At 42.4% G+C, this 11,667-nt stretch carries 12 protein-coding genes; all 12 read right to left on the bottom strand.

Annotated elements, in window-relative coordinates:
- Positions 1 to 136: 136 nt before the first annotated feature.
- Positions 137 to 916: an RNA polymerase sporulation sigma factor SigG gene (gene sigG, locus ACH0QE_RS11150; protein ID WP_023614979.1), complete on the bottom strand. Its 780-nt coding sequence runs from the start codon at positions 914 to 916 to the stop codon at positions 137 to 139.
- Positions 917 to 1,085: 169 nt separating this feature from the next.
- Positions 1,086 to 1,805, bottom strand: coding sequence for an RNA polymerase sporulation sigma factor SigE (sigE, locus tag ACH0QE_RS11155; RefSeq protein ID WP_041966016.1), 720 nt, complete (start codon positions 1,803 to 1,805; stop codon positions 1,086 to 1,088).
- A gap of 44 nt (positions 1,806 to 1,849) precedes the next feature.
- Positions 1,850 to 2,788: a sigma-E processing peptidase SpoIIGA gene (gene spoIIGA / locus ACH0QE_RS11160; RefSeq protein WP_415800753.1), complete on the bottom strand. Its 939-nt coding sequence runs from the start codon at positions 2,786 to 2,788 to the stop codon at positions 1,850 to 1,852.
- 819 nt (positions 2,789 to 3,607) lie between these two features.
- The gene (ftsZ, locus tag ACH0QE_RS11165; RefSeq protein WP_041966019.1) at positions 3,608 to 4,750 is read right to left on the bottom strand and encodes a cell division protein FtsZ; all 1,143 of its coding nucleotides are present in this window, start codon (positions 4,748 to 4,750) and stop codon (positions 3,608 to 3,610) included.
- Positions 4,751 to 4,790: 40 nt separating this feature from the next.
- Positions 4,791 to 6,074 (bottom strand): cell division protein FtsA, encoded by a 1,284-nt coding sequence (ftsA, locus tag ACH0QE_RS11170; protein WP_415800754.1) that lies wholly within the window; start codon positions 6,072 to 6,074, stop codon positions 4,791 to 4,793.
- A gap of 137 nt (positions 6,075 to 6,211) precedes the next feature.
- The gene (locus ACH0QE_RS11175; RefSeq protein WP_023614986.1) at positions 6,212 to 6,562 is read right to left on the bottom strand and encodes a small basic family protein; all 351 of its coding nucleotides are present in this window, start codon (positions 6,560 to 6,562) and stop codon (positions 6,212 to 6,214) included.
- Positions 6,562 to 7,341: a DUF881 domain-containing protein gene (locus tag ACH0QE_RS11180; RefSeq protein ID WP_415800755.1), complete on the bottom strand. Its 780-nt coding sequence runs from the start codon at positions 7,339 to 7,341 to the stop codon at positions 6,562 to 6,564. Before ACH0QE_RS11180 ends, ACH0QE_RS11175 begins: the two co-directional genes overlap by 1 nt.
- Positions 7,342 to 7,419: 78 nt before the next feature.
- Positions 7,420 to 8,154, bottom strand: a complete 735-nt coding sequence (locus ACH0QE_RS11185) for a DUF881 domain-containing protein (protein ID WP_415800756.1) — start codon at positions 8,152 to 8,154, stop codon at positions 7,420 to 7,422.
- Complete coding sequence (locus ACH0QE_RS11190) at positions 8,102 to 8,893, bottom strand: cell division protein FtsQ/DivIB (protein ID WP_415800757.1); 792 nt, start codon at positions 8,891 to 8,893, stop codon at positions 8,102 to 8,104. The genes ACH0QE_RS11185 and ACH0QE_RS11190 overlap by 53 nt, the downstream gene beginning before the upstream one ends.
- A gap of 262 nt (positions 8,894 to 9,155) precedes the next feature.
- Entirely contained in the window at positions 9,156 to 10,064 is a 909-nt protein-coding gene (gene murB, locus ACH0QE_RS11195) for a UDP-N-acetylmuramate dehydrogenase (RefSeq protein ID WP_415800758.1), read from the bottom strand.
- 61 nt (positions 10,065 to 10,125) lie between these two features.
- On the bottom strand, positions 10,126 to 11,220 hold the full coding sequence (murG, locus tag ACH0QE_RS11200) for an undecaprenyldiphospho-muramoylpentapeptide beta-N-acetylglucosaminyltransferase (protein WP_415800759.1): 1,095 nt from the start codon (positions 11,218 to 11,220) through the stop codon (positions 10,126 to 10,128).
- Between the two features lie 254 nt (positions 11,221 to 11,474).
- Positions 11,475 to 11,667 (bottom strand): hypothetical protein (locus tag ACH0QE_RS11205; RefSeq protein ID WP_415800760.1); only part of this gene is annotated, 193 nt, incomplete at its 5' end.

An 11,667-nucleotide genomic window follows, 5' to 3' on the forward strand; every position in this document is an offset into this window, starting at 1 on the left:
TTAATTAGCCCTTATATAAAATATATGAAGAGGAAACAGATGTATGAATTACTTCAGTGAATCTTGAATTTTACGAGGTTGTCCTACTTCGCACTGACCTTGTATAACATAAATAAAAAAGCTGCCAAAAGGCAGCTTAGCTTTGGATATTTTTATTCATTTGTTTGATGGCTGCTTTTTCAAGACGGGACACCTGGGCTTGCGAGATGCCGATTTCATCGGCTACCTCCATTTGTGTCTTACCCTGGAAGAACCTCTTTCTGAGTATCAACTTTTCACGCTCATTCAGGCGCCTCATACCTTCCTTCAGGGCAATTTCTTCTATCCAGTTTGTATCCTTGTTCCGTTCATCACTTAGCTGGTCCATCACATAGATTGGATCTCCGCCATCATTATAGATCGGTTCAAATAAGGATACGGGATCCTGAATCGCATCAAGAGCGAAGACAATTTCCTCGTGAGGTACCTCAAGAACCTTGGCGATTTCTTCCGCAGTTGGTTCCCTAGATGCCTCACTCATTAGCCTTTCGCGGACCTGAAGCGCTTTATAGGCTATATCCCTTAATGAGCGCGAGACTCTGATTGGATTATTATCTCGTAAATACCGTCTAATTTCGCCGATGATCATTGGAACGGCATAGGTTGAGAACTTTACATTTTGTCCGAGATCAAAATTATCAATGGACTTCATTAGGCCTATACATCCGACCTGAAATAGGTCGTCAACAAACTCGCCCCGGTTGTTAAAACGCTGGATTACACTTAAAACAAGCCTCAGGTTCCCATTCACAAGTTTCTCTCTTGCTGTGATGTCACCACTTTGCATTTCTCTAAAAAGTTTTCTCATTTCCTCGTTTTTAAGAACGGGAAGCTTTGATGTATCAACACCGCAAATTTCAACTTTGTTTCGTGTCAATCTTTTCCCTCCTCACAGGAGCTGCTGTCAAAAATCAGTATCTCCGCAAGAAGGAAAAATATGCACTATTTACCTAAAGCCTGGACTGGTTTCAGGAAGAATCAACCAGGAAAACCGCCAAGTTATCACTATTATCAAAGAGAAAATTTTTTTGTAGAAAATTTTTCTGCTATACCATTTTGTTGAATTCTTTACGCAAACGTTTGATGATTCTTTTTTCAAGACGTGAAATGTATGATTGTGAAATCCCTAACATATCAGCCACATCCTTCTGTGTCTTTTCTTCACCGCTGCCAAGACCAAAACGCAATTCCATGATTTGTTTTTCACGATCAGAAAGTTGCTGAAGTGCTTTTACCAGCAATTTTTTATCCACATTGGACTCTAAATCCTTTGTGATAATATCGTCATCGGTTCCCAGAACATCGGACAAAAGCAGTTCATTTCCATCCCAATCAATATTCAGAGGCTCATCAAAGGAAACTTCCGACCGAAGTTTATTATTCCTTCTCAGATACATCAGAATTTCATTTTCAATACATCTGGAAGCGTAGGTCGCCAGCTTGATTTTCTTTTCAGGATTGAAGGTATTGACCGCCTTAATCAAACCGATTGTTCCGATACTTATTAAGTCTTCAATATTGATGCCCGTGTTTTCGAACTTACGTGCGATGTATACAACGAGTCTTAAATTTCTTTCAATGAGAATAGACCTCGCAGCTTTATCCCCATTTGGAAGTTTGTTCAATAGTACTTCTTCCTCTTCTTTCGTCAAAGGAGGTGGCAACGCTTCGCTACCGCCGATATAATATATTTCATCTGTTTTCAAGCCCAGTTTCATTAATAATTTATACCAGTAATAGGATATCCGAAGCCGCAAATTTTTCATTGATTGTCCTCCTTCTAAATTATGTATTTCTGAGTATAGTAATATTAGCTTACCTTCACCGTTGACTCTTGTTTTGCCATCCCTGCCATCATTTTTGGATGGATTATACATTGAAAACTGCCATCAGCGGAAAGCTCCTGTGCAGTAAAAGATATTAATCCCTTTTCTGCCATATAAGTTCCTTCGTCTGTAGTAATCTTGATCTTGTCAGGATTAAAGGCAATTATTAATTGATGCTCTTGTCCGACTACCTTGCATGGAATGATTCTCATTCTATTTTCCAGTTGCTGCGAGAAATTTCCCTCGCCTGATAAAACACAATCGGGATTTTCAGCTATCCTTTTGATTTCACTCGGCATACCATCCAAACAATTTGCAATGGATAAAATCATAACTGGCATCTTTGAAATAGGATCATAAAGCTGGTTGCCGCTATCTATCAATCCTGTTATGTTAAAATCCATCTCCATGAACTTCACTTCAACTTCTGCCATTGATTCATATTGAATCTTGGTCATTTCGAATTGTTCAATATTTCTCTTTGAAAAATGCCAGGCGAGCGGAAACCCCAGCAATACAAAAAGCCAGCTGATTGGATCGCCAAACCCTTTAATATGGTTCATGGCAACATTAGATGCCAGGTTCATATCAAATTGGATAAAGTAATGTACTCCTGTCAAAGTGCCTCCAAGCAGAAAGGTCGTTACATAAAAAGTCATGAGTGCCTTGAAGAAAAAACCGAATCTTTTATAGCCAAAAGCTGCCAGGACCATCAATATAGAAAAGAACAGTTTCCCCGCTGGGTGCCCCGCTGCAGCATGAAACGGAGTAATTGCTAATACAATGAGCAGTGAACCTATAGCCCCTCCCATACATAGCCGCCATAGCTTAACATGTCTTTTCAGGATGATGGCAGTCAAGTAGAGAAGGAACGTATCAAATAATAAATTCAATGCCCAGATGACATCCAGATAAACCTTCACCTCTCATCCCCCTAAGAAAAGCGCAAGCGCCTTGGTCAGCCCCGACAAGCGTTGCCCGCCTAAAAAGCCACATCGTGTGGCTGGCGGGTCTGCACATCCTGTGCCTCAGAGGACCGACCAGTGAAGTCGTTCTTTGACTTCACTGGGCGGACCCGAAAACGAAATGTGTAGCCGACTGCCCAGAAGCACAGAAACTGGAGACTCCGACAAAGAAGCGCTTTTTGCTTCTACCGGCGGAGTTGAAGTTTCGGAGTTTCTAGGAGGCTAAACTAGACAAGTCTCGAGGGGCTTGGCGCTGGAGCTAGACACTACTCTAAGTGTATAAACTCTATACGCTTATACAGGTACAGAATTCGCATGCGCCTTGTTCGGCCGCTGAAAGTGCTGAGTCAAACTCAGATTCACAATCCCTCAACCCTCTTGCTTGAAAGGATCAAGCATGCCAAAGGCTTTTTGACGGTTCAATCTGGCAAACCGCGCAAACTACTTTGGCTGGTAAAAAACAACCTGGCGCCGAGCAAAGGTCAGCAACCACTGTTCGAGCACGTGCTAACCGATTTGCGTCTTGCTCTATCATTCCGTTACGGAAAAGTATATCGTCATTGGCCTATGAAGTGTGTCATAATCTGGCACCAAAACAACAGAGATTTTCACTTTTCCCTTCGGATTTTGTCAATTTTCAGATTATTAACTTTAAGAGTAAAATGATGCTTGAATTTTTAGTAGGCCATTTAATCAAAAATTATGTTGTTTAGTAGACTCCTAAAAAAAGCATAAAAAGGGCATAGCCTTTTCGGCTATGCCCTGCTGAAGTATAAATTAGCGTCTTCTGTTACGATTGCGCAGGAAAGTTGGGATATCTAGAGCATCATCCCCCTGGGGAGACTGATTGCTCCTTGGTGCTTCCTGCTGGATTTCTTCACGTTTAGGCTGTTCGCGCTTGATAGCACCCATACCTGGCTTTTGCTGCCCTCCAAAACCTGGTCTTGTCGGCTTAGGCTGGACGACTTCCTCATTGAAGCCTGTTGCAATCACCGTAACGATAATTTCATCTTTTAAGCTTTCATTGATGACAGAACCGAAGATCATATTTACATCTTGGTCTGAAGCAGTGGCGACGATGTCAGCAGCTTCTTGTACCTCGTATAAGCTAAGGTTCGTTCCGCCAGTGATATTCATAAGAACACCTTGAGCACCATCAAGTGAAGTTTCAAGCAACGGTGAGGAAATAGCCTTTTTAGCTGCTTCAGTAGCACGGTTTTCACCCGCAGCAACACCAATTCCCATCAAAGCTGAACCCTTATTGGACATGATAGTTTTTACGTCAGCGAAGTCAAGGTTGATCAAACCAGGTGTAGCAATCAAGTCTGAAATACCCTGTACACCCTGGCGTAGAACATTATCCGCTTCACGGAAAGCTTCTAGCATCGGAGTGCTCTTATCAACAATCTCAAGCAAACGGTCGTTAGGAATGACGATCAAAGTATCTACTGCTTCCTTCATCGATGAGATACCACCGCCAGCCTGTCCAGCACGCTTGCGTCCCTCAAATGTAAATGGACGTGTAACTACACCCACTGTCAATGCTCCAAGGTCCTTGGCGATTTGAGCGATAACTGGAGCTGCACCAGTACCTGTTCCTCCGCCCATACCAGCTGTAACGAATACCATGTCAGCGCCTTTTAGCACTTCTTCAATTTGTTCTTTGCTTTCTTCAGCTGCTTTCTTTCCGACCTCTGGGTTAGCGCCAGCGCCTAGTCCACGCGTTAGTTTTGCACCGATTTGCATTCTGATCTCAGCTTTTGAAAGGTTCAATGCTTGTGCGTCTGTGTTGACCGCGATGAATTCTACCCCTTGTACGCCGTGTTCGATCATTCGGTTAACCGCATTATTTCCGCCGCCGCCAACACCGATAACTTTTATAGTAGCAAGTGAATCTAAATTTGTATCAAATTCCAACATGACAAATCCTCCTAATTCGCCGATTTCCTGTTAGCTCTGATTATTCAAAAAAGTAGCCAAGAAATTTCTTCATTCTTGAGGTGACTTTTTCTTCAGGCTGTTTCTCAGGCTTCGATTTTGGATGCGGCTGTTTTTGAACTCTCTTTTCTTTCGGTTCCATTTCACTAAAAGCTGCTTCCATTTTCTTTCCTTTTAATTTTGCGTTTTTATAAGCAAATTGGATTAAGCCGACTGCTGTCGTGTACTGGGGTTCCCTTACGCCAATATAATCCGGTATGGCAATTCTTACCCTGCTTTGGAAAATATCCTGGGCTAGCTCCAGAACACCCTGCATATTGGCTGTTCCACCTGTCAGGACAAAACCACCCGGCAAGTCCCTTATGTTCATGTGTTTCAATTCATCCTGGACAAGGGAGAAGATTTCTTCCATCCTTGCCTCAATGATATCGGCTACTTCCAGCTGATTGAACTGCTGCTGCTGGTCGCTGCCAATGATTGAAACCTCGAAAATTTCCTCTTCGGATGCATGATCATAAAAGGCATGTCCATGCTTCAACTTCAATTTATCCGCTTCTTCAGTTGTCGTGCGCAAACCGATTGATAGGTCCTTGGTGATATGGTCTCCTCCAACCGGAATGACAGATGTACCCCTTAAGTGTCCGTTCTCAAATACAGCGACAGTCGATGAACCGCCACCGATATCAATCATTGCGACACCCATATTCTTTTCATCCTTTGAAAGTGCAAATGCTCCTGCAGCGAGCGGCTGTAGGCCGATATCCACAATTTCAAGTCCAGCACGCTCAACACAACGAAGAGTATTATGTAAGATAGTCTTTGATCCAGTAATGATCGTTCCTTCCATCTCAAGCCTAACACCGATCATGCCTCTTGGATCATTGATCTCATCAAGACCGTCAACGATAAATTGCTTTGGAATCACGTCTATTATCTCTCGCTCAGGCGGAATCGATACCACCTGTGCAGCATCAATGACTCTCGCTACGTCCTCATTCGTGATCTCGCGATTGTCGCTGGAAACTGCAACCACGCCATGGCATGGCAACAGGGAAACATGATTGCCGGTGACACCTACAATCACCTGGTTAATCTTTAAACCTATCATTCTTTCAGCTTGTTCGATTGCCCTTTTAATAGAATGAACGGTTTCATCTATATCAACAATGGAGCCCTTTCTTAACCCTTCGGACTTTACATTGCCAACACCAATTATATTTAAAGTGTCGCTGACCATTTCTCCAATGATTACCTTCACACTGGATGTACCGATGTCAAGACTGACATATATATCATTGCTGTTCATTCTGTGGCACCTCCTTCAATAATTCCTAGTGTTTGAACAACAATTTCTTGCCACTATCTAATTGCGTTTCATTTTTTAATTACATTACTTTATTCGTCACAATTAAATATTTCCCTTTTAAAATATCATTTTTTTTTCTACTTTTCACTTGTCGTTGACCATTTTGTCAATATTATTCTCCTGATGACGGCTATATTCTGGAACAGCCTTACCCCAAAGGCAAAAACTGCTGCTAAATACAAGTCTACACCAAGATGGACACCTAGAAAAGCTAAACTTGCTGCTAATACTATATTAAAAAAGAATCCTGATACAAAAACTTTTTCATCATAAATATTTTGCAGCTGGGCGCGGATCCCTCCGAATAAAGTATCGAGGGCTGCAAGGATCGCGATTGATAAATAGTTGGAGTATTCTTCAGGAATTCGGATATCCGTCAATAGCCCAATGATGACACCGATGACCAACCCCATGATTGGAAGCCACATTATCCGTTGCCTCCCCCTTTGTCTGTTTTAACGGGTTCCATGTACCTGATCCTGATTGTATCTTGATATGCAGGTACAACCAACGTGCTCTCAGGCCTGTTTACTATCACTTCCAGATTATCGATAAAAAAATCCTCGGCTACCGTGGAAACCTTCATCCGATTGTATAACTTTTCGGCTGCATCTCCATTTTCCGTAATGACCCGAACTTCAATAGGAAAACGATTTAAAGAATGGCCATTGATTTTTGTCACCCTGTTTATATCCCGGATGACGGTAGTATTTATGACCCTCTCGCCATCAACAGAAACATGCTTCGCGCCATACATGTTCAATTCATTCAAAAGCCTTTTGAGCATGTCTGGAGAAACCGAAGGCGGATTGTCACCTTCGACAATCAGGTTGAAAGCAGGTTTAATCGATAGAGTTATCCCCGGACCGGTGACCTCGGTCAGTCCAGCCTCATCCTTCAATTCTGCGAGGGTCTCCCGCAGTACCTCTTCCTTGCTTTGCTGCCGCTCAGTTTCGTACTTAGCTAGTTTTTCTTCATTGGACCTGATTTCAAGAAGCAGCTTGGACTGTAATTCCTTCTCCTTCATTAAATCCTCACGAAGCTGCCAAGTGTCACGTGTATCCCTGACTTCTGGTTCCCTGACGGTTTGAAACTGAATGGCGACCATTAATCCAATAATTGCAGCTATCATACTGAAGCTGAGATTTTTAGGTCGGCCCAACGTATTCACCTTGCTTTCTATTAGGCCATTTCTGGTAGTATTCATTCAATCCCATTCTAAACAGCCTGTTAACCTATTTTCTTATACGGCATTCGTATTTCGGAAAGAAAGCGATGATCGCAATCATTTCCCCAAAATCGGATCCATTTTAAGATCTTCCTTTTCTTCTAATGAAAAAACAATCTGGTCATTCACAAGCTGATCTTTTACCCCACCGGTAATATTGAGAGCGGAGGAAAGAACATCGGGGTCACCAATAGCAGTGATTTCAAATGGGGCAGGATGCTGGTAGCCATCAACAGTGATGACAGGGCCTGTACACAATATATAAGAATTGTGAGAAATTCGCTGCCCATTCACAGCGATAGCTGCTGCTCCTGAAATGTACAATTCATTGATCACCTTGAAAACATGATGCTCGTGGACAAGATAATTATTGATATTCTCTTCATCAGGATCGTACTCTCCATCAGCCAGAGTTACTTTTACTCCCTTGCCTCTGACCTCTACCTTGCCAAGGAACATACGGTATTTCTCGGCGTCCTCTGCCATGTTAAAGAAAACCTGAGCTTCTTTGGAAAGGCTGGCCTCAATTTCCCTTACCTTTTCCTGCTTGGCATTCAACTCTTTCTGAAGATCACGGTTTTTTTCTTCCTGTTCTATCAAATCGTCCCTAAGGCTTAATTGCTTCTCCCATTGCCCGTGTGTCAAGCCTTGGCCTTTGTCTCCCTCGTCCTGTGTGACACGGAATGAAAAAGCTACCATGAAGCCAAGTACCAGGAAAACGATTGAAAGAATTACACGATTACTGTTCACTTTCTTTTTCAATTTCAACTTCCTCAGCTTCCTCTGCTTCATATGCTTTAAAATAAGAGCCCACCTCGAGATCGATCACACCCTTTTTAGAAGGGTCAAGCTGGCTGACAATTGAAGGGTAATGTGCCATTTTTTCAGAAAAAGTCCTGAGAGTAGCATTTACCTCGAAACCGTCATTCATATAAAGCTTAACAAGATATTTATCCGTCTTTACTGGCTGTGAGTGAATTTCAGAGATTGAATTGATGACAACTTCAGGCAGTTCCTCCAGTGAAGCAATCATCTCATCCAGGACCTTCCCTTCTTTAAACCCTATTAAAATCGGTGCGTTAACAGGAATTTCATCAATCTGCTTTTCACCAAGAATATTTCCATTTTCAAGGACCGGGTAGAAATTCTTTCCTTTTGAAATGTAAGCAAGCCTGCTATATTCTTCAAGCTCAATGGAGACCTTATTTGGAAACCTTACTTTCACAGTAGCTTGCTTGATTTCCTGGATCTTCTTCAGTTTTTCTTCTACTTCGCCTTTGCTGATTTTCCACACATTTGACTCGAAGCTGAGCCCGCTTTTTTCAACGATGTGCTCGTAGGAATAGGACTCATTACCTGAAACAGTAATCTCTTTCACCTTGCTTAGCGGTGACTGAAAATAGATAACACCGGCTATTAATATAAAAAACACAGCCAGAAGCATGATAAGCCTGCGATTAGCTTTCTTGCGCCTTTGATGTTTTAACTTTGGAATCCGATCTTCAATTGAGACGATTTTCCTCTTGTCCATTTTCAATCCCCTCTTTATCGGCTGAACCTATTTCCAATAAGAATAACATCTTTTTTCTTGATCTTGCAGGTTAAAGCCATCGTTATAATAATTTTAGAATCAGAAGCTTCCCATGAATTGAAGACAAAAATTATGTACAACAGCACATAAGAAGAGAAGAACCAACGGCATGAGCATTTATCATGCCGTTTCTTATCCGGACAGCATCCTAATCTAATGAATTATTATATCACAGAATTTGACAGCTTGAACCACTTTCCTGCTATTTCCGACCTATAATTTCTACCTCTGTCTCCATTTTCACACCATGTAAATCAAGGACCGTATCCTTTACATGCTGAATCAGACCGAGCACATCCTCAGCCTTTGCATTTCCTTTGTTCACGATGAAATTCGCATGAAGCTCCGAAATTTGCGCCCCGCCGATTTGATGGCCCTTCAAACCTGATTTTTCGATTAAATTCCCAGCATAATTAGGCAGGGGATTCCTGAAGACACTGCCGCAGCTCGGAAAGTTATATGGCTGTGTTTCTTTGCGATAATCCTTGTTTTTTTGAAGCTCCGCCACAATTTCATCCTTATTGCCCTCTTTAAGTTGGAAAATGGCTCCTACGACAACACCTGGCCGCTCTTTCTGGAGAACCGAGGTACGATAAGAGAATTTCATCTCATTGTTAGTGAGCCACTCAAGAGAGCCATCTTCAAAGAGCACATAGGCTTTGTCCAGAATTTGTGATATATCAGAACCATGGGCCCCTGCGTTCATATAAACCGCTCCGCCAATCGACCCAGGAATTCCGCCTGCGAATTCAAGCCCTGAAAGGCCTTTTCGGCTAATGCTGATCGCAAAGTTGACCAGTGAAAGACCTCCACCAGCTGTCACTTTAGTACCATCGATCTCCAAATCATCAAGCCCGGAACCGAGTTTAATCACAACACCTTCAATGCCTTTATCCGAAACGAGGAGATTCGAACCTCTGCCGATCACGGTCCATTCAACACCAGAATCCTTAATGGCTTCAACCGCTTTTCTTAAATTTTCTATTGATGAAGGTTCAATAAGTATGTCAGCAGGTCCGCCAATTTTCATTGATGTATGGTTTGCCAGCGGTTCATTTTCCTTTACCGAACCGATGTTCAATTCTCTAAGTTTGCTAGCTAGATCCTTCATAATTACCTTCCTTTCACGATACAGCTATTTTGACCATTTTATGCAGCTGCATGCCTACAGGCTACTTTTTCGCCAGTTCCTCCATGAGACGGTACAGTCTCTGGGCTGCGTCAGGTATGCCTAGTTTTTTAGCTGCCTTTTTCATATCGGCCAGCTTCTCTTCATTGCCCAGTATGTGGTCAATACTTTCAACCAACTTGGGGCCTGTAAGATCTTTTTCAAGCAGCAGCCGTGCTGCTCCGTGTTCGCTTAATGCCCGTGCGTTTTTTTCTTGATGATTGTCGGTTACATAAGGGCTCGGAATCAATATGCTCGGAATACCCAATGAAGTTAGTTCAGCCAGGGTTGTCGCTCCTGCCCTTGCTACAGTTAAATCAACACCGGATAACACCTCGGGCATATTGTGAATAAACGGTTTGATGATGACATTTTCCGGATTACCAACAAGTTCAACTTCCTTCTGGATATCTTCAAAATGAACATCTCCCGTAACATATAGCACTTGATATGATTTACCGCTTAATTCAGTGAGGCTTTTAACGACTGCTTCATTAATTGGCCTGGCACCCCTGCTTCCGCCAAAAATAAGCACAGTAGGAATTTTAAGCTTTAATCCGGCAGACAATCTGCCTTTGATTCCATCCTGCCCCAGTACCTCTGACGCTCTAGGGTTACCAGTCAACACAACCTTTTGCTCAGGGAAGAATTCCCTAGCTTCTTCAAAGCAAATCGCAATTTTATCAACATAACGGCTCAGGAATTTATTCGTCAAACCTGGAACGCTGTTTTGTTCATGGACAATTGTAGGTATGCCCATTTTCGCAGCCGCATAGACCACAGGACCGCAAACATAGCCTCCAGTACCAATGACCACATCTGGCTTGAATTCCTTTAGCATTTTTTTACTGTCCCTGACACCTTTGAGGAACCGCAGGATTGTTTTTACGTTTTCAAATGAAATCTTTCGTTTGAACCCTGTGATATGTATGGATTTAAACGGGATATTTTCCCTTGGGACAAGCTTGCTTTCGAGTCCTTTTTCCGTCCCTATGTAGAGAAACTCGACATTTTCATCCTTTTTTTGAATTTCCCTTATTAGTGCGAGCGCAGGGTAGATATGTCCACCTGTACCTCCGCCGCTAACTGCAATCTTCATTTTCCACACCTCAACAACTTATCTCTTTTTTAATTCGTCCATCACGCATGCGTTGAGAACACCAGGCGCGATATGAACATTCATTATGAAAGGACCTATAAAAAAGGCACTCCACGGTTTTACCCTATTCTACTATATTCTAAACTCCAGAACAGTTTTTAAAGATATTGTTATTTAAATGTAATATAGCATGAACATAGCCATATTCCTAACATATTCATAGGACATGTCCGAATTTCCGGCTCCTTTTTAAATCATAACTTACAGAAGGAAAAGTAATCAAAAACAAAAGACCCTGATGGCAGGGTCTCAGACTGTAGACAAACTCGATGAAAATCGTGTTTGTTTACAGTCTTTTTTTGATTGGTGGTGAAATTGGGGCTGTTGATTTCCGTTCCAGGCGCTTCGCTTTCCGCGGGGCCGGCGCTGAGCCTCCTCGCCGCCGTT

The organism is Mesobacillus sp., from assembly GCF_047739415.1.
Taxonomy (GTDB): Bacteria; Bacillota; Bacilli; order Bacillales; family Cytobacillaceae; genus Mesobacillus.